This is a genomic window from Neobacillus niacini (genome assembly GCF_023715785.1).
Lineage (GTDB): Bacteria > Bacillota > Bacilli > Bacillales > Cytobacillaceae > Neobacillus > Neobacillus niacini_E.
The window spans coordinates 24,239-48,785 of sequence record NZ_JAMBOX010000002.1; the positions used below are offsets into that span (position 1 = coordinate 24,239).

Here is a 24,547-nt window from a genome sequence, read left to right on the forward strand (position 1 = left end):
GGATAGGGGCTTTTGGCTATGATAAAAACTCTGCCGGATTCAACCCGAGCTCACGGCAAATGTCAGCAACAGTTTGTTTTTCATAATTGTCGAAGTTGCCGTCTGCATAGCCGATGGCAATACAATATCTTGCAACCAGGCGGGCAATTTCCGGTTTAGTTCTGATTCTTCCCAGCGCCCGGTATGCTTCTGCCGTCCCAAGCATCCGATCCATTTCAATTCGCGACACAAAGTAATTGAATCGCTGAATAACCTTATTCGTATCAAATACCCGCAACTCATCACTTTGATGGACGAATTCAAGCAGTTTTTGCCGTTCGGAGGCATCGAGATAGCCGTCCGCCATCGCCACCAGGGCGCAGCCTGCTACAACAGCATCAAGGACATCCTGGCTCTTGTAACGAGTGAACAGCTCCTGAGCCCGCCGTTTTTGGTTATTCGCCCACTCGGCATAATCGGTTTGGGACGGGGACCAACTGCTGCCGCAGTTGTTGCAGGTAAGTTTTAACTGGTTTTGACCGATAAATCCGCCAAGCAAGCCAATTGGGCCGAGTATTAATCCGCCAACGGCTGCTTTGCCTAAGCCAAATCCTTTTTTTCCGGTCCTGACATTGGTCGAATGACAGCGTGGACATATTATATCGTCACCACCATATGTTTGCCTGGAGCCGGCTGCAGATGGATACGTCTGTGATGGATAGCCATAAGATGGCTGCCGGTTGGATGATTCGGGCTCAAGATGAATCGACTGCTGGTTAAACGGCTGATTGGCCTGGCTTTGACGATAGGGGTCATAATTGGTTTGACTTTGTCTGTATGGGTCATAATTTTGCTGATTTTGCCGATTCTGATTAAATCCTGATTGATTCTGCCGGTTAAAATCAAAATTCCCCTGGTTGTGGCTGCTCGGATGAAACTGGCCCTGATTCTGTCCCGCCGGAATATAGTTCCCCTGACTTTGCTGAACGGGACTGGTTTGATTTGCCCCATAACCGGGTTGTTGATACGAATTAGGCTGCTGAGTCTGCGGACTAGGTGCAGGATCATCAACGGTTACGCCAAAGTTCTGGCATAAAGCGGCAAGTCCGCCTTGAAAGCCGCTGGCAATCGCATTAAATTTCCACTCTCCGTTATGGCGGTATAGTTCCGCTGCAACAATGGCCGTTTCAATCGTAAAATCTCGGCCCAAATTAAACCGTAGTAGTTCTTCATTATTTTGTTCATTAAATATACGAACATAGGAATCGGAAATTTGTCCAAAATTTTGCCGCTTTACTTGGGCATCGTGAATCGTGATTGTAAAGGCAATCCTGTGGATATGGGCGGGAACGGTTTTTAAATCAATTCGAATTTGCTCATCATCCCGGACGCCAGACCCGACTCGATTATCGCCACTGTAAACAATGGAGCCGTTTCCACCTGTAGGATTGTTATAAAAAACAAAATCCAGATCCGATTGAACTTTCCCGTTTTGCCCCAATAAAAATGCCGACGCATCCAAATCAAAGTTGGCGCCGACCTGGTTGATTGTCCAGCCCAGCCCGACCACGACATTCTGCAGACCTGGATGGGACTTTGTCAAATCTACCTTTTGCCCTTTGCTAAGTGTTACTCCCACACACCCTCACTCCTATCATTTTCTACTTCCTATTATAAACCGATTTTAAGGAAATTTTTAATAAGATTCATTAGCTAAGTTCTACGAATAAAATGTAGAAAAGTTTCACTACTATGAAAAAATTAGTAAAAAATATTTCTAGAATTTTAAGAACAGTTTGAATAAAGGGGAAAACTATTCTATAATAGTTAGAAAATAGAAATCTAGTAAAAGAAAGGGGAAGCCAATGAAGTTATATGTTTCCGTTGACATGGAAGGAATCACCGGGCTGGTGGACCACACCCATGTCGATTCTGATAAGCACAATTATGAGCGCAGCCGAATAATTATGACGGACGAGGCTAATCACGTCATCACCTCCGCCTTTGAATATGGCGCAAAAGAGGTAGTGGTCAATGACAGTCACTCCAAAATGAATAATTTATTAATTGAAAGACTGCACCCCGAAACGCAGTTGATTACTGGCGATGTTAAACCATTTTCAATGGTACAAGGTTTGGATGGAACCTTTGATGGTGCCATTTTTACCGGATATCACGCACGGGCCGCGCAAAAAGGCGTCATGACGCATTCGATGATTTTTGGAGTCCGGAATATGTACATAAACGACGTGGCTGTTGGGGAACTAGGGTTCAATGCCTATGTTGCCGGATATTACAATGTACCAGTGATCATGGTTGCCGGAGATGACGGTGCAGCCCTCGAAGCACAGCAGCTTATTCCGAACATAACAACCGCTGTGGTCAAGGAAGCGATTTCCCGTTCCGCTGCCAAATCATTGACACCAGCCAAAGCAGGTCAGCTTCTAAGAGAAAAAACAGCCCTGGCGATTCAAAATAGCGACAAAGTGAAACCGCTAACACCGCCGGACCGGCCGCTCTTAGGGATTGAATTTACCAACTATGGCGAGGCCGAGTGGGCAAATTTAATGCCCGGTACCGAAATTGTTCCCGGAACAACGATCGTCCGCTTTCAAGCAAAAGATATTTTGGAGGCATACCAAGCGATGCTGGTTATGACCGAATTAGCGATGAGGACAACATTCTGTTAGGACGTGGTGATACGTGAATACATATTTTATTAAACGTTTTGTTGCCATGATTATTACATTATGGCTGATCGTCACCGGGACCTTCTTCTTGATGCACTGGGTGCCGGGGTCTCCGTTTAACGAGGAACGGACAACCAACGCAGCGATTCAAAAAAACCTAGAATCTTACTATCAGCTTGATAAGCCGTTATTGGTTCAATACGGAAATTACCTGAAGGCATTAGTCCAGTTCGATTTGGGACCTTCCATTAAAAAGTCATCACAAACAGTAAACGACATGCTCGGCAGGGGATTTCCGGTTTCGTTTGAGCTCGGACTATATACATTGCTTCTAGCAATTGTTTCGGGAATTACGCTTGGTGTATTTGCGGCATTGCGACATAACGGACTGATTGATTATTTGGCGATGAGTATTGCTGTTCTCGGCATATCGGTTCCAAACTTTGTTATGGCAACATTGTTAATCCAACAACTGGCCGTGAATATTCCGATTTTTCCGGTCGCGACTTGGTCTAGTCCCATGCATATGGTATTGCCAATCCTAGCCTTGGCAACTGGTCCGATGGCGATTATTGCCCGCTTGACCCGGACAAGCATGCTTGAAGTATTAACACAGGATTATATTCGTACCGCTAAAGCAAAAGGTTTGTCACCAGTGAAAATTGTTTTCAAACACGCGCTCCGAAATGCGCTGCTTCCGGTTGTAACCGTTCTCGGCTCCCTTGCAGCCAGTATTTTGACCGGGACATTTGTCATTGAAAAAATCTTCGCCATCCCGGGTATGGGAAAATATTTCGTTGATAGCATCAATAACCGCGATTACCCCGTTATCATGGGGACAACCGTTTTCTATAGTGCCATTCTCATTCTTATGCTGTTTTTGGTTGATTTAGCCTATGGAATTTTGGACCCTCGGATTAAACTGCACAAAAAGGAGGCGAAATAAATGGAGCTTCGCAAGCAAGATGTACGAAATATTTCGCCCGATGTTCCTAATGATTGGTTTGTTCCGAAACAACAAAACCAGCAGGCGGGGGAAGCCGTTGTCCGGCCAAGCCTTTCCTACTGGAAGGATTCTTGGCATAGGCTGTTGAAAAATAAATTGGCCATGGCAGGACTTATATTTTTGATATTCCTGGCGATTTTCGCCATATTCGGACCCCTCCTCTCTCCCCATTCGGTGGAGACGCAAAGGTTGACCGAGCAGAATCTGCCGCCATCAGGCAAATACTGGTTTGGAACCGATGATTTGGGTCGCGATGTATTTACCCGTACGGCCTATGGTGCCCGGATTTCCTTGTTTGTCGGCTTGATGGCGGCAATGATTGATTTTATTATCGGCGTTGTATATGGCGGGATTGCCGGCTATAAAGGCGGCCGAACGGATAACCTGATGATGCGGTTTGTGGAAATTTTATATGGCCTGCCATATCTTCTTGTCGTCATTCTGGTCATGGTTGTCATCGGCCCAGGGTTAACGACGATTATTCTGGCACTTTCGATAACGGGCTGGGTCGGAATGGCGAGGATTGTTCGCGGCCAGGTCCTGCAAATTAAAAACTATGAGTTTGTGCTTGCATCCAAAACATTTGGAACAAGTGCAGCCCGTATCATTCGAAAAAATTTGCTTCCCAATACGATGGGACCCATTATTGTCCAAATGACATTGACCATCCCATCGGCAATTTTCGCTGAAGCATTCTTAAGCTTCATTGGCTTGGGAATTCAAGCCCCGCATGCCAGCTGGGGGGTAATGGCCAATGACGGCTTGTCGACAATTCTATCTGGTTACTGGTGGAGACTATTCTTCCCTACCCTATTTATCTCATTAACTATGTTTGCATTTAACGTTTTGGGTGACGGGCTCCAGGATGCCTTAGATCCGAAGTTGAGGAGGTAGGACAGCATGGAAAAAATACTTCAAGTAAAAGACCTTCACGTATCCTTTTCAACCTATGGCGGGGAAGTCAAAGCCGTCCGCGGAGTCAGCTTTGATCTTCATAAAGGTGAAACACTGGCGATTGTTGGAGAGTCCGGCTGTGGAAAAAGTGTGACTTCGCAAAGCATCATGCGGCTAATTCCCGATCCGCCCGGCAAAATCCATCAAGGGGAAATTATTTTCAAAGACAGAGATATCATTAAAATGAAGGAACCGGAGCTACGAAAGATTCGTGGTGCTAACATCTCAATGATTTTTCAGGACCCGATGACGGCCTTGAACCCGACGCTGACCATTGGCGAGCAAATTATGGAAGGAATCATCCAGCACGAGAAGCTGTCAAGAGATCAGGCGAAAAGAGTCGCCATTGAAATGCTGAATTTGGTTGGCATTCCCAACCCTGAAATTCGCTTAAAGCAATATCCGCACCAGTTCAGCGGCGGGATGCGCCAGCGAATTGTCATCGCAATGGCACTTGTGTGCCGGCCGGACGTCTTAATTGCCGATGAACCGACAACAGCACTTGATGTGACGATTCAAGCACAAATCCTCGAGCTGTTTCGTGATATTCAAAAGAAAACAGGGGTATCTATTATCCTCATTACCCATGATTTGGGCGTAGTGGCCCAGGTTGCTGACCGAATTGCGGTCATGTATGCCGGCCGAATCGTCGAAATCGGGACAAGGCGGGAGATTTTTTATCAGCCGCAGCACCCTTATACTAAAGGATTGCTTCAATCAGTTCCTCGGTTGGATGCGGAAAAGGCTGAACTTGTTCCGATTCCCGGAACGCCACCAGATTTATTTTCACCTCCGGTTGGCTGCGCTTTTGCGGCACGCTGCCCACATGCCATGGAGGTTTGCGACAAGGTTTACCCGTTTAAAACGCAGTTAACCAGTGACCATAACGTTGATTGTTGGCTGCAGGACGAACGGGCCAAAAAATTGGTTTCGTCCTTTAAATAACATAAAAAAATTTGACCAGGGGGAAAAAGATGAAAAAGATTACTGCAATTTTAGCTGCTGTAATGATGTTGTTTGCGCTGGCAGCCTGTACAGCAACCAAGGAAGCCGGCAAAGAGCCAAAGGATGAAGGAAAAGGAGGAGAAAAGGAAAAGGTTGAAAAGGTTCTTTACCTAAATAATGGACAAGAACCAACATCGTTTGATCCGCCAATTGGCTTTGATGCCGTATCTTGGAATTCCTTGAACAACCTAATGGAAGGTTTGACCCGCCTTGATGAAAGCCACCAGCCTAAGGCAGCTACTGCAAAAAATTGGGACGTTTCCGATGATGGCAAGGTCTATACTTTCCATATCCGGGATGATGCCAAATGGTCCAATGGTGATGATGTAACTGCAGATGACTTCGTATTTGCCTGGAAGCGTTTGTTGGATCCTAACACCGGTTCTCCGGCAGCCTTCCTCGGTTATTTTATTGAAGGTGCTGAAGCTTACAACAACAATGAAGGCTCTGCAGATGATGTTAAGGTTAAAGCCGTGGATAAAAAGACCTTCGAAGTAACATTAATTAGCCCGCAGGCTTATTTCTTAAGTGTTATTTCAAATCCTTGCTTCTTCCCAATCAATGAAAAGGTAGCGAAAGAAAATCCACAGTGGTTTGCAGAAGCTAGCTCATTTGTTGCCAACGGTCCGTTCAAACTTGCTGAATGGAATCATGACAGTGATTTCACAATGGTGAAAAATGATAAATACTGGGATGCAAAAAATGTAAAATTGGATAAGGTTCATTGGGCTATGGTTTCCGATACGAATACGGAATACCAAATGTTCACGACTGGTGAACTAGATACCTCCGACGTTCCTGGAGAACTTGCTGACAAACTGTTTAAAGAAGGAAATGTAAAAGTAGAAGACCAGGCAGGTCAATACTTCTATCGTTTTAACGTGACAATGAAGCCATTCCAAAACGAAAATATTCGTAAAGCATTTGCTTTAGCGGTAGACCAAAAGCAAATGGTTGAACTAGTGACAAAAAATCAGGAAAAACCTGCATATGGCTTTGTTTCCTACGGATTTAAAGACCCGGCAGGAAATGACTTCCGTAAGCAAAACGGGGATTTAATTAAGACGGATGTAGCAAAAGCGAAAGAATTGCTGAAAAAGGGTATGGAGGAAGAAGGCTATGCCACTCTTCCAGAAGTAACCTTGACTTATAGCACACTCGATACACACAAGAAAATTGCGGAAGCCTTACAGCAAATGTTTAAGGAAAACCTTGGTGTGGATGTAAAGCTTGCTAATATGGAAAGCAGCGTGTTTGCAGCCGATCAGAAAGCATTAAAATTCCAGCTTTCTCGTAGTTCATTCCTTGCTGACTATGCAGATCCGATCAACTTCCTTGAAAACTTTATCACGGGTTCACCAATGAACCGTACTGGTTGGAGCAATGCAGAATTCGACCAACTTATTAAGGATGCAAAGCTTGAAAAGGATGAAAAGAAACGATACGAAATGATGTACAAAGCTGAAAAGATATTATTGGATGCAGCACCAATTATTCCAATTCACTTCTACAACCAGACTTACCTGCAAAGTAAAGAAGTTACAGGTATCGTTCGCCACCCTGTTGGTTACCTGGAGTTAAAATGGGCTGACAAGAAGTAATAGTTTTTAAAAGGGGTGTTCGATTTTGAACATCCCTTTTGTCCTCATATCATAAAGTTTTAGATGAAAGGGGGTTCTAAAAGATGAATTTAATGAAACCATATCGGCTGCAACAAGGAGATACGGTTGGAGTGATTGCCCCGGCAAGTCCGCCAAACCAGGAGAATCTCGAGCGGGGTATCCAGTTTTTAAAAGGATTAGGTTTGAAGATGAAAATCGGGAAAAGTGTTGGAAACATCCACGGCTATTTGGCAGGCTCTGATCAGGAACGGCTCGATGATTTGCATGCCATGTTCATAGATCCGGAGGTAAAAGGCATCATTTGTGCCTGCGGCGGTTACGGAACGGGCAGAATTGCCGCCAACATTGATTATGATTTAATCAGGAATAATTCCAAGATTTTCTGGGGCTATAGTGATATTACCTTTTTACATACGGCAATTCGCCAAGAGACAGGATTGGTGTCCTTCCATGGTCCTATGCTCGGTTCTGACATTGGGAAGGAAGATGCCCATCCATTATCAAAAGAAGGATTCCAACAGTTATTTGCACCCAAAGCCTTGACCTATTCGGAGCTATATTCCCCATTAGAAGTGCTGGTCGAAGGAAAGGCAGCCGGCCCGCTTGTGGGCGGCAATTTATCCCTTTTAGTCAGCACGCTAGGGACCAAATTTGAAATTGATACAAAGGGTAAGCTGTTGTTTATAGAAGATATCAATGAGGAGCCCCGGGCTGTTGACCGGATGCTGAATCAGCTTTATATGGCCGGAAAGCTTACGGATGCGAGTGGAATGGTCGTGGGTGATTTCTGTGACTGCCTGCCGAAGCGGGATTTGTCGCTAACCCTTGATGAAGTCATTGACCATTATGTTAAGCTAACAGGCAAACCGGCAATGAAAGGATTCCAAATCGGTCACTGCAATCCCCATATCTCGGTTCCATTTGGTGTCAGCGCAACGTTAGACACAAAAGAAAAAAAACTGGTTGTCGAAAGCGGCATTCTATAAAAGGAATGATAAATGATGAAGATCGAAAGAATAGAAACTTTTAGAGCTGCGGTGCCTCTGATAAAACCTTTTAAAACGGCTCTACGAACCGTGGTAACGGCGGAAACGATCATTGTAAAAGTAACTTGTGACAACGGGATTGTTGGCTGGGGCGAGGCTCCTCCTACCGTAGTGATTACCGGTGACAGCCTGCGAAGCATCGAATCAGCCATACAGGATATCATCGGACCCTTTTTGGTACAAAAAAGTCTATTAAACTTTGAATTGCTTTTTCATGGATTAAAAAGTATCTTAGTAGGCAACTCGAGCGCTAAAGCCGCTGTCGACATGGCCTTGTATGATTGCTTGGCACAAGCTTGCAAACTTCCACTCTACCAATTCCTCGGCGGTCATAAAAATCAATTGGAGACCGACTTTACCGTCAGTGTCAACGGGCCGGAGGAAATGGGCGAGGATGCGGTTTCCTATGTCAAGAAGGGATTTAATGTCTTAAAGGTAAAGGTCGGCAAGGATGATATCGCCACCGATATCGAGCGTATTCGTGAAATTAGGAACAGAGTCGGTTACGACATTAAAGTTCGTCTCGATGCCAATCAAGGCTGGAACGCCAAGGATGCCATCAGGGCCATCCGTAAAATGGAAGATAGCGGGTTGGAAATTGAACTCGTTGAACAGCCGGTTAAGGCTGACGATATTGACGGATTGAAGCAGGTAACCGACCATGTCGATACCCTGATTATGGCCGATGAGAGCGTGTTTACTCCGAAGCAGGCCTTTCATGTATTACAAACAAGAAGTGCTGATTTGATCAATATCAAGCTGATGAAAGCCGGGGGAATCTATCAGGCACAAATCATCAATCAACTTGCCGAAACATGCGGGGTGGAATGTATGGTTGGCAGCATGATTGAAACGAAACTCGGCATTACTGCGGCCGCCCATTTTGCTGCAAGCAAGCAAAATATTACCCGATACGATTTCGATGCGCCACTCATGCTGGCAAAGGAAATCGTAGATGGCGGAATTCAATACAATAACAGATTTATTACGATCCCGGATGAACCCGGCCTAGGAGTAAAGGGAATCAACGTAGAAGGAGGAAATTAAGTTGGAGAAATGGCTTGTCAATGTACCGGTTGCGACTGTTTGGACGTCTTATGATTCAGCACGGGAAATCGACTTGGATGCTGTCACAAATCCGGTTGATCTCCATGCTTGGCTATCGGCCTTGACCTATGAGACGAGATTGGGTTTATGTGATGATAACCTTGTGCAAACGCAAGTATTATATGGTCAAGAGGTATTGCTCCTCGAGGAGAAGGAGGAGTGGGCCCATATTCTTGTTCCGGAGCAGCCCTCATCCAAAAATGAACATGGCTATCCGGGCTGGGTTCCCAAATGCCAGCTTGCTCAATTTCCGGCAGATTGGGATTTGCATGAAGGTCCAGTGGTAGTCGTAACCAAACCCCAGGCAATTTTAACAAATGAAACGAAATTGGAACTGTCGTTTCAAACAACGCTGCCGCTTTCAAGGGAAGAAGATGGACAGGTTTGGGTTAAAACACCGAATGGGACAGGGGCATTGGACAGGGAACATGTAGTTGTATTCCAATCCTTGGCAGCAAGGTACAAAGGAATCGGAAACGATATTGTGTCAGCGGGAGAACAATTCCTCGGGCTTCCTTATCTTTGGGGCGGGATGAGCAGCTACGGCTATGATTGCTCCGGGTTTAGTTATTCGATGTGCAAGGCCAATGGCTATGTGATACCGCGTGACGCCCATGACCAAGCGGATGCAGGCATCCCTGTTGATCCTTCCGAAATAAAACCGGGTGATTTACTGTTCTTTGCTTATGAAGAGGGGAAAGGGAAGATCCATCATGTCGGGATCTATTACGGGGATGGAAAGCTGATGCATTCGCCGAATACTGGCAAGACAATCGAAATTATCCCACTTGCCGGAACGATCTATGAAAAAGAATTATGTGCAGCTAGACGCTATTGGCTTGAGATGGAGGAATAAACATGAATAATCAACAAGCGCTTCTACAGGTCAAAAATTTGAAAAAGCATTTCCACTTGGGCAAAAACGAAATTCTCAAAGCAGTAGACGGGGTTTCTTTTCAAATCAATAAGGGAGAAACCTTCGGGATTGTCGGTGAATCCGGCTGCGGCAAATCAACTGCAGGGAGAACCATCATCGGGTTATACGACCGGACCGATGGCGAAGTTATTTTTAAGGGAAAAGACGTCCATTTCTTAAATAGGAAAGAACGGTTCGCTTTTCACCAGCAAATGCAGATGATTTTCCAGGACCCTTATGCGTCATTAAACCCGAGATCGACAGTGGCGGAAATTATCTCCGAACCGATGGAAGTCCATGGGTTATACAAGAATAAGCAGGAACGCATGAGAAGGGTGTATCAGCTATTGGAGGATGTCGGGTTGAACAAGGACCATGCCAACCGCTATCCCCATGAATTCAGCGGCGGCCAGCGCCAGCGGATCGGGATTGCCCGCGCCCTGGCATTGGATCCGGAATTCATTATAGCCGATGAACCAATCTCTGCTTTAGACGTGTCTGTTCAGGCCCAGGTGGTTAATTTGCTGATGCGGCTGCAGCAGGAAAAAGGGTTGACGTATTTGTTTATTGCCCACGATCTGTCTATGGTTAAACAGATCAGCGACAGGATTGGCGTTATGTATTTGGGGCATATGGTGGAGTTGACTTCGAGCGGCGAACTATATCAAAATCCGCTTCATCCGTATACCCAGGCATTGCTGTCGGCGATTCCGATTCCAGACCCGGATGTCGAAGACCGTCGTGAGAGGATTATTTTAAAAGGGGAACTGCCGAGTCCGATTAATCCGCCAAGCGGCTGTGTATTCAGAACCCGCTGTCCGATGGCGATGGAAGTATGCGGAACGGATAAACCGGCTTGGCAGGAATTAACCGGCAACCATTTCGTTGCCTGCCATCTTTACGATAAAAATAAAACCGGCGGCCATGATTATTCTCAGGTCGCTGCGACGAGATAACCAATGAGCATTCTGGAGACAAAAATTAAGGAGGAACTTGTTGGTTTCAGGGGCAGAATCGGTTTGGCAATCGAGGCAGGGGACGAAGGGATCTATTTTAACAGTGATGAAGTTTTTCCTTCGGCAAGTGTCATCAAAGTTCCGATTTTACTGGCGGGCCTTAGGCAGGCCGAAGAGGGCCTGGTGAATCTGGACAAATTAACCGTCATTACTGAAAGGGTGGGCGGCTCGGGAGTGTTACAGAGCCTGTCCTCGCTTGCGTCTCTGACGATCAAGGACCTCTTGACTTTAATGATTACCGTTTCCGATAATGTGGCAACTAATATGGTAATAGATTTATTGGGAATCGAATCCATTAACCAGGAGATAGAACGGCTGGGGCTAAAGTCTACCAATCTTAAACGGAAGATGATGGACTTTGCCGCAATACAGCGAGGTTTTGATAATGTTACCTGCCCATCAGATATGGTGAAATGCCTAAAGGCGATCAACGAAGGAGCATTTTTATCAGGGGAAAGTAAAAAGGTAGCATTGACTATCATGCATGCACAGCAATTTCTCGATAAATTGCCTGCAATGATGGACTCTGAAAGGGTGTTTATCGCCAATAAAACCGGTGGGCTGCCGAATGTGGAGCATGATTGCGCCATCTTTAAATACAAAGGGGAAACTGCCTATGCAGCAGTTTTAACCGATCAGCTTGAAGACAGCTATCGTGCGAAACAGATGATTAGTAGAATCGGCAAGCATATATATGATTATTTGCTAAGTTAATAGTGTATAAAAAGGACCGACCCGTTATATTGAGTCAGTCCTTTTTCATCAGCCTGTCTTTTCTGTTTCTAAAGGCTTGTATTCCTTCTCCCAGAAATCAGCATCTTCAATGCCAAGCTTTACCGGGTCAAAAACTGGATCCTTGCCGTCTTTCAGCTGTGCCTCGTAGTCTTTCAGCACTTTCAGGGTAGGTTTGGTGAGCAGTAGAATCGCGATAATGTTCAGCCAAGCCATACTGCCGACACCGACGTCACCTAATGCCCACGCCATAGACGCTGTTTTCACGCTTCCATAGAACACCATTCCACAAATGACTATTTTCAGAGCAAATATTGTCCATGGACGCTTTGTTTTTCTATTAATATAGGCAAGGTTTGTTTCTGCCATGTAATAGTAGGCCATGATTGTTGTAAAAGCGAAGAAGAATAAAGATAATGCTACGAATGGAGCACCAAAGCCAGGGAAAACTGACTCAACGGCAGCCTGAGTATACCCAGGACCTGGTTCGATGTCAGCCAAGTTGTTGACGATCGCCGGCTTGTTATCAGGCGTAACATTGTACATGCCGGTAATGATAATCATAAACGCGGTAGCAGAGCAAACCAATAAGGTATCGATATAAACGGAAAATGCCTGAACAATGCCTTGCTTTGCCGGATGGGAAACCTCAGCAGCAGCTGCAGCATGCGGACCTGTACCTTGACCGGCTTCATTGGAATAAATTCCGCGTTTTACACCCCAAGAAATAGCCGCACCCAAAATACCACCGAATGCAGCATCGGCACCAAATGCACTAGAGAAGATTAATTTAAGGACACCTGGTAATTCTGAAATGTTCATTAGTACAATAACTAGTGCTACTGTAACATAACCCAATGCCATAAATGGCACAACCAACTCAGCGACGCGGGCAATCCGCTTTACCCCACCAAAAATGATAATGGCAAGTAAGGCAACTATAATTGCTCCGGTAATTGCAGGGTTGATTCCGAAAGCGTTTTCAACACTTAAGGCGATACTGTTTGCCTGAACACCAGGCAAAAGCATACCAGTAGCAAGAACTGTAACACCGGCGAATAACATAGCATACCATTTGATTTTAAGTCCTTTTTCTATGTAGAAAGCAGGACCACCACGGAATTGACCGTCTTGTTTAACCTTATAGATTTGACCTAATGTAGATTCAATAAATGCGGAGGCAGCCCCTAAGAAAGCCATTACCCACATCCAGAACACGGCACCAGGGCCCCCGAACGCAATGGCAGTGGCAACCCCGGCAATATTACCGGTTCCAACCCTTCCGGATAACGCAATGGATAATGCCTGGAAGGATGAAATCCCCGCCTCGGATTTTCCGCCTTTAAACATTAATTTGAAGATATCCTTCATATGAATTACCTGAAGGAATCTTGTTGCGATTGTGTAAAACAACCCTACCCCTAAACAAAGATAAATAAGTGCTTGGCTCCAAATAATGTCATTTAGCCAATTAACAACTGTCTCCATAAATTTCCCCCTTTGTCCTTTAATGCTTTTTAATTATATAACAATTTTGTTGTTAAATAAAGAATATTCCTTATATTTTGAATATTATTGCAGGATAATTTTTTTAAAGAGTGTAAAAAAACACGCTGAACAAGTGATTCAGCGTGCAAATGGATGAATGTTCCTCTAATTTTTTCTAAATGGCCACCAGTTGGCTTCTCCAAAGGTCCTTACCATGACCGGAACAAACAATGGCAGGACAACTAAGGCATATAAGGCGAGCCCGATTAGGAGAATCGTGGCAATTTGCAGCAATGACAATACGCCGGATGGCATCATCGCCGCAAAGGTTCCTCCCAGGATAATTGCTGCCGATATGATGACGGAACCCATTTTCTTCATAGATTCATGAATTGCTTGTTCTACTGGCAAGTCTTTAAATTCGTTGAAGCGGTCCATTAAGAAAATGCTGTAGTCAATTCCAAGTGCAACCAAAATGACGAAAGCAAAGAATGGTACCGCCCAACTGATGCCCGTATAACCTAGCCAATTCATGAATATCACTTCGGAAATGGACATCGACGTATAATAGGTCAGGACTAACGAGCCTATCAGGTAAATCGGCATAATGAACGAGCGCAGCAGGATGATGAGGATTATGCTGATCCCGGTTAGCATCAGGATAACCGTTCGTGTATAATCCGCTTTGGAAATTGAATCTAAATCCTTATGCATGCTCGATACCCCGCCGACGGCAACCTTAGCATTTTCAAGTTTCGAATCCTTGACGGCACGTTCAACTGCTTGCTTGATCGCTGGGATGTGGTCAATGGCTTCGTTTGAATAAGGGTTCTTATTAAAAACCACATCGATTGTCATCACTTTTCGATCCTTGGACATATAGGTGTTCAACACAGGCTCGAACTCTTCGCTATTCAGCATGTCTTCCGGCATATAGAAACCATTTTGCTGCTGCTTGGATACACCTAACAGGTAATCTTGGGCAGAGGTTAAGCCGTCCGAAACCTGGTTTAATCCATCGGCACTTTGTGATAAGCCGTCTGAAAGCTGGGTAATTTGGCTGCCAATTGAGTGGAATCCTGTTAGCAGCTCTTGCTGGCCATTGGTTATACCGGTAAGTCCATCTGTGAATTTCGGCAAGTTGGTGACGATTTGTCCTTGGCCGTCACCCATTTGATAGAGTGCTGCCTCCAATTTTTCAAGGCCAGGAAGCAGCTGTTCCATGCCTTTTACCAGTTGTTCTTGACCCGCGATAAGCTGTGAAAATCCACTATCGGCACTAGTAAGTCCGTCATTTATTTGATTCAGTGCTCCGGCGAATTGCATTGTAGCCATTTGTGTGCCAGGTGCTTGCGGATTGCCCGGGATCCCTTTAATTGTCATTTTAATAGTTTGGTAGTCAGGGCTTTGAATAATCGTCGGATATTCTTTTTCTAGATTTGAAAAATTTGTATCAAGAGCTGTTAGACTTTGATTTAAAGTTTGCAGATTGCCGGAAATTTCACCAAGACCTGCGTGTGCTTTCTGGTAACCGGCTAATAATTCCTTGCTCTTCTCTAAGGCCATGGCTGAATTTGATTCAATTTGAGCAAAGCCTTTCCTTATTTCAGTTGCCCCTAATGAACCATCCTTAATTCCAGTTTCAATAGCTGAGAGTCCGGTTTGAACCTTAGTCAGGTTCGTTTTGATTTCGGTTGTTCCTTTTATTAATTGATCAATCCCGCTTGTTGCCTGCTCCATTTTCGGCTGGTTTGCCGCCATTTGACTGCTGGCATCGGCGAGACCGTCGCTGATTTGCTTTATTCCCTCGTTCCCCTGGTCTAGGCCATTGCTTAATGATTCGGCCTGCTTGGAGATGTAGAGATCGTCAATTGGTTTTCCGGTCGGGCGGGTGAGAGAACGAACCGTTTTGACATCATCGATCTTGTTCAGCTCTTGGCTGATACTTTCGGTAATGGCCATATAATCGGCCGTATTCATCTCATCATCGTTTTTAATGACAATTTGAGTCGGCATTGATTCACCAGGGCCGAATGATTTGGAAATGATGTTAAAGCCTTTTATCGAAGCATAGTCATCACTGATTTCTTCAAGTGAGTTAAATGATAATTGATCCTTGTATGTGAACAAGAATGGTACGGTGATGACGGCTACGAGAATGAACGCAATGAATGGGCGTTTTAAGGCAAAGCTGCCCATCGGTCCCCAAATCTTGCTGTCGCCATGTTCAAGCTTGCCTTTCGTCGGCCAGAACAATTTTTTGCCTAACACGGCCATGAAGAATGGGACGACGGTTCCAAGGGCAAGCAAAAGGATCGCAACACCGACGGCAACGGCCGCTGCTGATTTATATAGCTGGAAGGTGGAAAACCCGATCGATGCAAATCCAATCAATACAGCGATTCCACTGAAAAGTACCGTTTTTCCGGCCGTGCGGTATGTGGTGACAATGGCTTCTGTGACATTTTCTTCACGAGCTAGTTCCTCTTTGAACCGGCTGAGCAGCAGGATGCAATAGTCCGTTCCGATTCCAAAAAGTACTGCGACCAGGAATATCTGGGTAAAGGTCGACAGCGGAAAATTGACCTGATTAACCAATATTGCCACTATCGATTGCGCGGTTAGATAGCTAAACCCTACCGTAATTAACGGAATGATCGGCGCAACTGGTGACCGGAACACAAGCAACAGCACGGCCAAAATGAACACTACGGTAATGCCCTCTGTTTTTTTCAGGCCTTCCTGGGAGTTCGTGATCAGGTCCTCGCTAATGACCCAGCTGCCAGTATAATAGTGTTCTAGCTTTACATCATCAATCGCATTATTCAAGTCTTTTATAATTTCTTTTCCTTCCCGGCCATTGGCGGTAACTTGCAGTGAAACCAGGATGGTTTTCCCGTCTTTAGAAACAAGCTGATCCTTTAATTCCTCTTGATTAAAATGAGTGAGAATTTCGGTAATGCCAAGTTCTTCCTTATTGGATTCTAGTGCTTTTATAGCTTTTTCAGCTTCGTCGAAATCTTTGTCGGTTAACTTTTTATCGCTATGAAAAACAAGCGCTGTTTGGAGGTCGGTGCCTTTATTTTCGTTGGATTGTACATCCTTAAGAATTTTTTGGGCCAATGTGGATGAATATCCCTCGGGGACGGTGATTTGGCCTTTTTCCCGAACAAGATTCTCCATATTTGGTGCTACCATGAACAGGCCGGCGATGATGGCGATCCAGGCGGCCAAAATAAACCATTTTCCTTTAATGATGACTCTCACTTGCTATTCCCCCAGTTCATCCTTTTTCTTGTTGTCGAGTATTTGAGCAAGTTTTTCATAAGTATTGATAAATGTGGTGATTTCCGTTTCATCAAATTTGGTAATGATAGATTCCACCAATTGATGAACTTTTTCCTGGCATGCGCGAAAAAGTTCCTCCCCAGCCCCTGTTAACGTCAGATAGACGACACGACGGTCATTGACATCACGGGTCCTTTCGATAAGCCCCCGATCCGCCATCCGACTAATGATGGCAGTTATCGCACTTTTATTGACATCAAAGGCATCGGCGAGTTCGGTTGAGGTACAGCCGCTGGCCTTACGGATATAACTTAAAACATAATGCTGGTCATTGGTTAAGTCATTGCCCAGTTCCGCCTTGATAAGGGATTCCGCTTTTTTATGTACCTGAAAGGAAACATTCACATAGCGGTCAATCAAGTCTTGAATTAGGGGATTATTCATTTGGTGTCACCTCTGTTGTTATTGATATTAGTTTAATCATTGAACTATTCACGTGTTAAACTATAAAACAATTGAACAATGTAGTCAATTAGGAATTATTAAAAACACCGGGGGAAGAATTTTTAGGGTTCGATGAAGAAGTAAAGGGGTCCATGCACGGTAAAAAAGAAGGTGTTATTTTTCCCGTGAAAGGGTGGGAAAGGGTGCCGGTGGTAAAAGCACCTCCACAGTTTATCGGACAAGTCTATATAATTTAATCTTATTCGAGACCGACAGACTTTAGCCTATAAACAAAACAAAAAACAAGCCATACTAAGGATGGCTTGTTGATGAACTTATTCAACAATTACGGTGCCTTTAAACATATTCATGCCGCAGCTAAAGGTATATTCCCCAGTTTTGTCGGGCATGAACGTTAATGTCGTTGTGCCAATTTTTAAATCAGCATTGTTAATATTAAAATCAGGCATATTAAATTTCGAGAAGCAGCTATTATCGCCTGGATTTTGAATTTCTAGTTCGACTGGAGCACCTTTTTTCACCCGAATGACATTCGGAGCATACCCTCTGTCCGTAACAAGCATCTTCACCTTAGGTGTTGCTTCATCCGTCACGTCAATCTCCGCCCTTGCCGCAGGCTGTGTGGTCTTCGTTTGTGAAGCCTCGGCCTGTGCGGCTTCAGTTTTGACAGGGATTTCCACCCAATTACTGCTATACAAAAACAAAAACAGGGAGGCAAATACAACTCCGCCCGCAATAATAGCAAACGGTGACAATTCCTCTGTTTGAACCGAGTATTTTTGATTGTTATCAGCCAAAATAAAAAGTATGACAAGCCCGATAATCACAATAAAAAGGCCCAATAAAATACCTAAGAGAATGATAGGATTAATGAAGATAAGTAGGACACCTAAAATGGCACCGATAATCCCGCCAAGCAAACCGAATATGGAACTCATCACGATGGCCAGGAGTCCAATCGGATGCCCCGCCAAAAACCCAACCATAAAACCGATAATCATACTGATGCCGACAACAAGGAACATCTCTCCGGATAAAATGCCGGTTATCGTCCCGGAAAGCAACCCTGCCATTGTTGAAATGGCAATCGAAATCATCAAGCCCGGCGTTTTTGCCAGTTGCCCCTTATTTTTGTATAAAAGATAAATAGAATAGCCTGTTGTCGCCGCAACGATGATGGCAGAAATAATCATAAAATATGTCATGTTTAACGTCTCCTCTTATGGGTTACTAACATAAGAGTATTATATAGGTTAAAAAACCATTTACAGCGACAAGAATTGAACGTTTTATGAACATCTCAAAACTATTTTTCTTTTTCGTTTTCCAATGTTTTTTTATAAATCCGTTTTAGGGTTTCATTTTGCATTTTCATTAAATCCAGCAGGAATTCTTTTTCTTCCTCTTCAAGGTCAAGTTCATCCTTTTTGTTATCCTCCATGCAAATCACCCCAATTTAACTGATCAATATAATATTACCCGATTTAGCACCAGCTTTAAAGTATGGAAGAATATTAATTAGGTAAAACTGGACGTATTATTAAAATATTCCACAATAAGAATTGACTTTTATGATGGAGAACTATATAATTTTTTCTAAAATATAGCTTGAAACAATGACGGGGATTAGTAAATTGAAGCTGTCTTACCAAGAGAGGAAACCATTGGTGCGAGGTTTCTTAAGGCAATCAGTTGAACCTGCCTCCGAGTTCTGTATCGGATATTGCTGAAGATACATGCGGATAAAATCCGTTATCATGGAAAGAGTATAAAGCAATCGCTTTATGAATTTAGGGTGGTACCGCCAGGCCTTGGTCCCTTTTTAGGATCAAGGCCTTTTTATATTTAAAAGCGGAAGCGCCTTCGGAACAAGCGCAGCTTGTTCCTGCGAGGATTATTCTAAGGAGCTTTCCTTAGTGGCCAGGGGCGACAGGCATAAGACGAGCCGGCAGGAAGGCTGCTCTTTAGCCTTCTTGACGGATTGGCTTATGACCCGAGCCCCTTGGCGCTGGAGCTGGATATATTTTAAAAAAATAATGAGGTGTCAAAATGGCTAAGGAATTTGTAAAAGATATTACGGCGATGGATGATGATTTCGCGCAGTGGTATACAGATGTCGTAACAAAAGCAGATTTAATCGATTATTCAAGTGTACGCGGTTCGATGATCATCCGCCCATACGGCTTTGCGCTTTGGGATAATATCAAAAACGAACTGGACCGACGCATTAAAGAAACAGGGCATGAAAACGTGTATATGCCTTTATTCATCCCTGAGAGCCTGCTGCAAAAAGAGAAAGACCACGTTGAGGGCTTTGCTCCCGAAGTGGCATGGGTAACACACGGAGGTTCCGAGGAGCTGACGGAGCGATTGGTCGTCCGTCCAACATCAGAGGTTCTATTCTGTGAGCATTATAGCAATATCATTCACTCCTACCGTGACCTGCCAAAGCTGTATAATCAATGGGCCAACGTTGTACGCTGGGAGAAAACGACCCGTCCATTCTTGCGGACATTGGAGTTTTTGTGGCAGGAAGGGCACACCGCGCATGCGACGGATGAGGATGCGATGGAAGAAACCATCAAAATGTTGAATGTGTATGCTGATGTACTTGAGAACATTCTGGCGATTCCGGTTGTTAAGGGGCAGAAAACCGAGAAGGAAAAATTCGCTGGAGCTAAAGCAACATTTACTGTCGAAAGCTTAATGCATGACGGTAAGGCGTTGCAGTCCGGCACTTCCCACCACTTTGGTACCGGCTTTGCCGAGGCATTTGGCATTCAATACACCGATAAAGAAGGGAAGCTGCAGTATGTCCATCAAACATCATGGGGCTTTACCACTCGTGTCATCGGTGCGTTAATCATGGTCCACGGTGATGACCGCGGCTTGGTGATTCCGCCAAAGGCTGCGCCAACTCAGGTGATGATTGTGCCAATCGCCCAGCATAAAGAAGGAGTCTTAGACTTTGCCTATGACCTGAAGGCATCTCTTTCAAAAGTGGCCCGTGTTGGTATTGATGCCAGCGACAAGAAGCCAGGCTGGAAATTCAACGAGTATGAAATGAAGGGAATTCCGGTTCGTTTAGAAGTGGGACCTAAAGATATTGAGAACAAGCAAGTTGTATTGGTTCGTCGCGACACATTGGAAAAAGTGGTTGTGCCAATGGATCAGTTGGAGCAGAAGCTTGTTGAGTTGCTTGATGACATCCAATCTAACTTATATAACAAAGCATTGAAGCATCGCGAAGAGAGAACCTCTGTGGCGACAACTCTTGATGAGTTAAAGAGTACATTGGAGGCAAAACCAGGCTTTATCAAGGCAATGTGGTGCGGCGAGCTCGCCTGCGAGGAGAAAATTAAGGAAGATGTGGGGGCGACCTCACGCTGTATCCCATTTGAGCAGGAAAAAATCTCTGATAAGTGCGTTTGCTGCGACAAAGACGCCGATAAAATGGTTTATTGGGCAAAAGCATATTAATTTTGAGGGCTCTTCCGGGGTGGAAGAGCCTTTTTTCTTGGTTGATAGAATATATCCGCGCAAACATGCTGGATATCCGCGGACGCCATTTTTAAAAGGTTTTCCAACCATAAAAGGCGAATATATAAAACTCGGGAGGAGAGGAAGACAGAATGAAACCAATTTTAAAAGAATTTCCGGAAGAGATTGCCACAGAAAGACTCATCATCCGCAAGCCGATGCCTGGTGACGGAAAGGCTGTTTATCAGGCGATGCAGGCGTCAATGGCTGAACTAAAGCCGTGGATGCCGTGGGCTGATCGGGAGCAAACGGTGGATGATGTTGAAGCGAACATGCGCGAAGCCCATGCCAAGTTTTTAACCAGGGAAGACCTAAGATTGCATATTTTTAATAAGGAAACAGGAGAGTTTATCGGGTCATCAGGTTTGCACCGAATTAACTGGGATATTCCTAAGTTTGAAATCGGTTATTGGATTGATACCCGTCATCAACGAAAAGGCTATATAACGGAGGCGACAGAAGCGATTACGAATTTCGCTTTCACCGAATTGAACGCCAAGCGGGTCGAAATTCGCTGTGATTCAAAAAATAATCGAAGTAAAGCGGTCCCCGAACGCCTCGGGTTTCAGCTTGAAGGCATCCTGAAAAATGACGGTCTATCCGGAGACGGCAAAGAAATACGAGATACGTGCATTTATGCAAAAATAAAATAACAAGGAAAAACTCGGCCAACAAAAAAAGCCGAGTTTTTCTATCAATCAATCCAAAATATATCGTTTTAAATAAAACTTGGTTATCGCCAAATATTCGCGAAAATAGGATTTCACAACAGCTTGAATTGGCGTTTCTGCCGGAAGTCCGTCCACCTCCAGCCCTTGGTCACGGGCGATGGAAACTCCGCGATATAGGTGGAACGCATTCGTAACCACAACACCTAGCTTTGCCTCAGATGGAATTAGTTTTTTAGAAAAAGCAATATTTTCATAGGTGTCCGTCGATTGATTTTCCAGAATAATCCGCGATTTGCTGATGCCTTGTTTCAACAACTCCCGCTTAATGCTCTCCGCTTCAGAAATGTCCTCGCCGCGGCCTTGACCACCGGAAGCAATCACCAGTGTAGTTGGGTTATCCTTAAGGTATTCCGCTGCAGCATCGATTCGACGGGCCAGTGCCAAAGAAGGGACGGTGCCGTTAACCTTTGCACCCAAGACAATCAAATAATCGGCATTTTTTGGTGCTTCCACATGCCAATACTGACTAATTTTAAATTGCAAAAACAGACAAAAAATCAAACCGATACCAATTAAAATGCCGAGAATAGTATATATCCGCTTCCGATTTTTCATGTTTCCCCTAACCTATTTTTTCTTAATAGTAATGTATCTACTTAATAATTTCCAGCATATTGTGGAATCCGTAACAGGAAATTGGGACTATGACCTAGTTCTAAATATTCTAATATAACAATGTGTGATTTAAATCACTAAGCTGCCATGTTTTTTGTCATATAATACTACGTACATAGTGAAAACCAAAAGGAGTGTTCAATGTGTTAAATCAAAAAACGATAGAAATTGTTAAATCAACCGTTCCGGTGCTCGAGCAGTATGGTGAACAAATTACGATCAGATTTTATCAGCTCATGTTCGGAAACCATCCGGAATTATTGAATATTTTTAATCATGCCAATCAAAAACAGGGGCGGCAGCAAAAGGCCTTGGCTGGCACCGTATATGCTGCGGCAATGTATATTGATAATTTGGAAGCCATCCTTCCGGTCGTGAAACAAATTGCTCATAAGCATCGAAGCCTTGGCATCAAGCCTGAGCATTATCCAATCGTCGGGAAGCATCTTTTACTAGCAATTAAGGATGTGTTAGGGGAGGCGGCAACGGACGAAATTATTGACGCATGGGCACAGGCCTATGATGTAATTGCCAATGCCTTCATTGGTGTGGAAGCAGAAATGTATCATGAAGCTGCAACCTTGCAAGGTGGCTGGGACGGGTTCCGCGCCTTTTACGTTGACCGGAAAGTGCAGGAAAGTGATGTTATCACGTCCTTTTATTTAAAACCAACCGACAACCAAGCCATTGCCGATTTTAAACCGGGACAATATATCAGTATAAAACTTGAAATCGAAGGCCAAAAGTTCACCCATATTCGCCAGTATAGTCTTTCCGATGCACCAGGCAAGGGCTATTACAGAATTAGCGTTAAACGTGAAGCGGGAACAGCCAATCCTGATGGTGTGGTGTCCAATTACCTTCATGAGGGTGTAAACGAAGGAGATTTACTTCAGATTAGTGCCCCTGCAGGAGATTTTGTACTCGATACTGAAAAATCCTCACCGGTTGTACTATTAAGCGGCGGGGTTGGTTTAACTCCAATGATGAGCATGCTTAAAACAGTTGTCGAAGTTCAGCCTAAACGTATGGTGGCCTTTGTCCATGCGGCCCAAAACAGCAATGTCCATGCCCTTAGAGAGGAAGTGGAGGAGTTGGCACAGCTTGAAAATGTAACATCCTACGTTTTCTATGATTCTCCGACAGACGACGACCGTAAACACAATCGTTTCGATGTCGAGGGCTATGTCACCCGTGAATGGCTAAAAGAAAAGGTTTCAATCGAAGATGCCGATTTTTATTTCTGCGGGCCGGTTCCATTTATGAAGGCCATTAACAGCAGTTTGCAAGAACTGGGTATTAATGAAGAAAGAATTCACTTTGAGTTTTTTGGACCAAAAGCAAGCTTGGTTTAAAAAAAAAGAACCCGATTTTCCAATTATGAAGGAAATCGGGTTGTTTATTATTCACAAACCCACGAAAGCCCTAACGTTCCAGCCCCCGTATGCACGCCAGCAACAGTGATCAGCATCATGACCTCAGTTTGTAAATCAGGAAATTGCTCATGAATATATTTTTCAAAGGCGACAGCCTTGTCCTGTTCGTGCGCGTGAATAATAGCCACTTTTGTCACCTTATGCGACTCCAAGTCTTCCTTCAAGCGGCTAACAAGCCAGGCGAGAGCCTTTTTTTCAGACCGGACCTTGTCCTTGATTTTGGCGGTGCCTTCTTCAATCGATAGGATCGGCTTAATGTTAAGCAGCGATGCCAATATTTTTTGGCCGCCGGATACCCGGCCACTCTTATGTAATTGGTCAAGATTGGACGGGACTAGAAACAGGCGGGTATCGTCACGCATTTCATTCAGTTGGCGAACAACCTCATTAATCTCTACACCTTGTTCGACCCATTGAATGCCTTTCTTTATTAAAAATGACAGCGGATAGGAACCGGTGCGGGAATCTATACCGTATAGTTTGAAACCGGCCATTTCCGCTGCCAAAACGGAAGTTTGATAGGTTCCCGTCAGAATGCTGGAGGCATGTATTGCTACTCCGAAATCATATTCTGTCTTTAACTTTTCATAAAGCTCAACAAAGTCGTTAAGTGAAGGCTGGGATGATTGAAATTTTCCTTCTTCCGTTTTCATTCTTATATAAAATTCTTCCTGCGTGATGTCGATTGTCTCTTTAAAAAATTGGTCATTAATCACAACGTGCAGGGGAATGACATGTATGTGATGTTGCTCGATAAATTCCTTGCTGAGAGATGATGTGGTGTCTGTTATCCAAGCAATTTTCGCCGGGTTCATTTCTTTCTCCTCCTGAGAGTGGCCATATTTATAGTATTACCCGCTATACATATGACATTATTAAAGCTTTTGTTAAATAATGAAACATAGAATAGG

The 24,547-nt window shown here is 44.3% G+C and carries 21 protein-coding genes and 1 other annotated feature; of the genes, 13 read left to right on the forward strand and 8 right to left on the reverse strand.

Features of this window, described 5'->3' with window-relative positions:
* Window positions 1-16: 16 nt before the first annotated feature.
* Window positions 17-1,618: a TerD family protein gene (locus tag M3234_RS04720; protein ID WP_262303603.1), complete on the reverse strand. Its 1,602-nt coding sequence runs from the start codon at window positions 1,616-1,618 to the stop codon at window positions 17-19.
* Window positions 1,619-1,844: 226 nt separating this feature from the next.
* Here M3234_RS04720 and M3234_RS04725 point away from each other — a divergent pair, with 226 nt between their 5' ends.
* The 10 genes from M3234_RS04725 to M3234_RS04770 all read left to right on the forward strand — a co-directional run bounded on the left by M3234_RS04725 (window position 1,845) and on the right by M3234_RS04770 (window position 12,055).
* A complete protein-coding gene (locus M3234_RS04725; protein WP_262303604.1) occupies window positions 1,845-2,669 on the forward strand; it encodes a M55 family metallopeptidase in 825 nt (274 codons plus the stop codon).
* 46 nt (window positions 2,670-2,715) lie between these two features.
* Window positions 2,716-3,615 carry an ABC transporter permease gene (locus M3234_RS04730; RefSeq protein WP_396953927.1) on the forward strand — a complete coding sequence of 300 codons (900 nt, stop codon included), beginning with the start codon at window positions 2,716-2,718 and terminating at the stop codon, window positions 3,613-3,615.
* A complete protein-coding gene (locus M3234_RS04735) occupies window positions 3,616-4,569 on the forward strand; it encodes an ABC transporter permease (protein ID WP_262303606.1) in 954 nt (317 codons plus the stop codon).
* Window positions 4,570-4,575: 6 nt separating this feature from the next.
* Window positions 4,576-5,574: an ABC transporter ATP-binding protein gene (locus M3234_RS04740; protein WP_262303607.1), complete on the forward strand. Its 999-nt coding sequence runs from the start codon at window positions 4,576-4,578 to the stop codon at window positions 5,572-5,574.
* 29 nt (window positions 5,575-5,603) lie between these two features.
* On the forward strand, window positions 5,604-7,235 hold the full coding sequence (locus M3234_RS04745; protein WP_285858265.1) for a peptide ABC transporter substrate-binding protein: 1,632 nt from the start codon (window positions 5,604-5,606) through the stop codon (window positions 7,233-7,235).
* A gap of 83 nt (window positions 7,236-7,318) precedes the next feature.
* A complete protein-coding gene (locus M3234_RS04750; protein ID WP_262303609.1) occupies window positions 7,319-8,242 on the forward strand; it encodes a S66 peptidase family protein in 924 nt (307 codons plus the stop codon).
* A 15-nt stretch (window positions 8,243-8,257) separates the two neighbouring features.
* Window positions 8,258-9,349: a mandelate racemase/muconate lactonizing enzyme family protein gene (locus M3234_RS04755; protein WP_262304112.1), complete on the forward strand. Its 1,092-nt coding sequence runs from the start codon at window positions 8,258-8,260 to the stop codon at window positions 9,347-9,349.
* Window positions 9,345-10,265: a C40 family peptidase gene (locus tag M3234_RS04760; protein ID WP_262304113.1), complete on the forward strand. Its 921-nt coding sequence runs from the start codon at window positions 9,345-9,347 to the stop codon at window positions 10,263-10,265. Before M3234_RS04755 ends, M3234_RS04760 begins: the two co-directional genes overlap by 5 nt.
* A 2-nt stretch (window positions 10,266-10,267) precedes the next feature.
* On the forward strand, window positions 10,268-11,281 hold the full coding sequence (locus M3234_RS04765) for an ABC transporter ATP-binding protein (protein WP_262303610.1): 1,014 nt from the start codon (window positions 10,268-10,270) through the stop codon (window positions 11,279-11,281).
* Window positions 11,282-11,284: 3 nt separating this feature from the next.
* Window positions 11,285-12,055 (forward strand): serine hydrolase, encoded by a 771-nt coding sequence (locus tag M3234_RS04770; protein ID WP_262303611.1) that lies wholly within the window; start codon window positions 11,285-11,287, stop codon window positions 12,053-12,055.
* Between the two features lie 48 nt (window positions 12,056-12,103).
* Here the strand turns inward: M3234_RS04770 and M3234_RS04775 are convergent, their stop codons facing one another.
* From M3234_RS04775 to M3234_RS29190, 5 genes are all read right to left on the reverse strand, one after another.
* Window positions 12,104-13,561 (reverse strand): alanine/glycine:cation symporter family protein, encoded by a 1,458-nt coding sequence (locus M3234_RS04775; protein ID WP_262303612.1) that lies wholly within the window; start codon window positions 13,559-13,561, stop codon window positions 12,104-12,106.
* A gap of 165 nt (window positions 13,562-13,726) precedes the next feature.
* Window positions 13,727-16,828 (reverse strand): MMPL family transporter, encoded by a 3,102-nt coding sequence (locus tag M3234_RS04780; RefSeq protein ID WP_262303613.1) that lies wholly within the window; start codon window positions 16,826-16,828, stop codon window positions 13,727-13,729.
* Between the two features lie 3 nt (window positions 16,829-16,831).
* A complete protein-coding gene (locus M3234_RS04785) occupies window positions 16,832-17,293 on the reverse strand; it encodes a MarR family winged helix-turn-helix transcriptional regulator (protein WP_262303614.1) in 462 nt (153 codons plus the stop codon).
* A 335-nt stretch (window positions 17,294-17,628) separates the two neighbouring features.
* On the reverse strand, window positions 17,629-18,519 hold the full coding sequence (locus tag M3234_RS04790; RefSeq protein WP_262303615.1) for a cupredoxin domain-containing protein: 891 nt from the start codon (window positions 18,517-18,519) through the stop codon (window positions 17,629-17,631).
* A 101-nt stretch (window positions 18,520-18,620) separates the two neighbouring features.
* Complete coding sequence (locus tag M3234_RS29190) at window positions 18,621-18,755, reverse strand: hypothetical protein (protein WP_285858267.1); 135 nt, start codon at window positions 18,753-18,755, stop codon at window positions 18,621-18,623.
* A 166-nt stretch (window positions 18,756-18,921) separates the two neighbouring features.
* Window positions 18,922-19,137 (forward strand) — a binding site (T-box leader).
* A 226-nt stretch (window positions 19,138-19,363) separates the two neighbouring features.
* Between M3234_RS29190 and proS the strand changes: the two genes are divergently transcribed.
* Both proS and M3234_RS04800 read left to right on the forward strand, forming a co-directional pair.
* Window positions 19,364-20,794 carry a proline--tRNA ligase gene (gene proS, locus M3234_RS04795; RefSeq protein WP_262303616.1) on the forward strand — a complete coding sequence of 477 codons (1,431 nt, stop codon included), beginning with the start codon at window positions 19,364-19,366 and terminating at the stop codon, window positions 20,792-20,794.
* A gap of 152 nt (window positions 20,795-20,946) precedes the next feature.
* Window positions 20,947-21,507 carry a GNAT family N-acetyltransferase gene (locus M3234_RS04800; RefSeq protein WP_262303617.1) on the forward strand — a complete coding sequence of 187 codons (561 nt, stop codon included), beginning with the start codon at window positions 20,947-20,949 and terminating at the stop codon, window positions 21,505-21,507.
* Between the two features lie 45 nt (window positions 21,508-21,552).
* Here the strand turns inward: M3234_RS04800 and M3234_RS04805 are convergent, their stop codons facing one another.
* On the reverse strand, window positions 21,553-22,140 hold the full coding sequence (locus M3234_RS04805; protein ID WP_262303618.1) for a YdcF family protein: 588 nt from the start codon (window positions 22,138-22,140) through the stop codon (window positions 21,553-21,555).
* Window positions 22,141-22,343: 203 nt separating this feature from the next.
* Between M3234_RS04805 and hmpA the strand changes: the two genes are divergently transcribed.
* On the forward strand, window positions 22,344-23,555 hold the full coding sequence (gene hmpA, locus M3234_RS04810) for an NO-inducible flavohemoprotein (RefSeq protein ID WP_262303619.1): 1,212 nt from the start codon (window positions 22,344-22,346) through the stop codon (window positions 23,553-23,555).
* Between the two features lie 47 nt (window positions 23,556-23,602).
* Here the strand turns inward: hmpA and M3234_RS04815 are convergent, their stop codons facing one another.
* Window positions 23,603-24,451 carry a DegV family protein gene (locus tag M3234_RS04815; protein WP_262303620.1) on the reverse strand — a complete coding sequence of 283 codons (849 nt, stop codon included), beginning with the start codon at window positions 24,449-24,451 and terminating at the stop codon, window positions 23,603-23,605.
* Window positions 24,452-24,547 lie beyond the last annotated feature (96 nt).

What these genes read in the sequence shown, in the direction of transcription:
- proS (WP_262303616.1), top strand. Translation starts at nt 19,364, where the DNA reads ATGGCTAAGGAATTTGTAAAAGATATTACGGCGATGGATGATGATTTC.
- M3234_RS04800 (WP_262303617.1), top strand. Translation starts at nt 20,947, where the DNA reads ATGAAACCAATTTTAAAAGAATTTCCGGAAGAGATTGCCACAGAAAGA.
- M3234_RS04775 (WP_262303612.1), bottom strand. Translation starts at nt 13,561, where the DNA reads ATGGAGACAGTTGTTAATTGGCTAAATGACATTATTTGGAGCCAAGCA.
- M3234_RS04790 (WP_262303615.1), bottom strand. Translation starts at nt 18,519, where the DNA reads ATGACATATTTTATGATTATTTCTGCCATCATCGTTGCGGCGACAACA.
- M3234_RS04765 (WP_262303610.1), top strand. Translation starts at nt 10,268, where the DNA reads ATGAATAATCAACAAGCGCTTCTACAGGTCAAAAATTTGAAAAAGCAT.
- M3234_RS04745 (WP_285858265.1), top strand. Translation starts at nt 5,604, where the DNA reads ATGAAAAAGATTACTGCAATTTTAGCTGCTGTAATGATGTTGTTTGCG.
- M3234_RS04725 (WP_262303604.1), top strand. Translation starts at nt 1,845, where the DNA reads ATGAAGTTATATGTTTCCGTTGACATGGAAGGAATCACCGGGCTGGTG.
- M3234_RS04770 (WP_262303611.1), top strand. Translation starts at nt 11,285, where the DNA reads ATGAGCATTCTGGAGACAAAAATTAAGGAGGAACTTGTTGGTTTCAGG.
- M3234_RS04730 (WP_396953927.1), top strand. Translation starts at nt 2,716, where the DNA reads ATGATTATTACATTATGGCTGATCGTCACCGGGACCTTCTTCTTGATG.
- M3234_RS04805 (WP_262303618.1), bottom strand. Translation starts at nt 22,140, where the DNA reads ATGAAAAATCGGAAGCGGATATATACTATTCTCGGCATTTTAATTGGT.
- M3234_RS04755 (WP_262304112.1), top strand. Translation starts at nt 8,258, where the DNA reads ATGAAGATCGAAAGAATAGAAACTTTTAGAGCTGCGGTGCCTCTGATA.
- M3234_RS04740 (WP_262303607.1), top strand. Translation starts at nt 4,576, where the DNA reads ATGGAAAAAATACTTCAAGTAAAAGACCTTCACGTATCCTTTTCAACC.
- M3234_RS04815 (WP_262303620.1), bottom strand. Translation starts at nt 24,451, where the DNA reads ATGAACCCGGCGAAAATTGCTTGGATAACAGACACCACATCATCTCTC.
- M3234_RS04785 (WP_262303614.1), bottom strand. Translation starts at nt 17,293, where the DNA reads ATGAATAATCCCCTAATTCAAGACTTGATTGACCGCTATGTGAATGTT.
- M3234_RS04750 (WP_262303609.1), top strand. Translation starts at nt 7,319, where the DNA reads ATGAATTTAATGAAACCATATCGGCTGCAACAAGGAGATACGGTTGGA.
- M3234_RS04735 (WP_262303606.1), top strand. Translation starts at nt 3,616, where the DNA reads ATGGAGCTTCGCAAGCAAGATGTACGAAATATTTCGCCCGATGTTCCT.
- M3234_RS29190 (WP_285858267.1), bottom strand. Translation starts at nt 18,755, where the DNA reads ATGGAGGATAACAAAAAGGATGAACTTGACCTTGAAGAGGAAGAAAAA.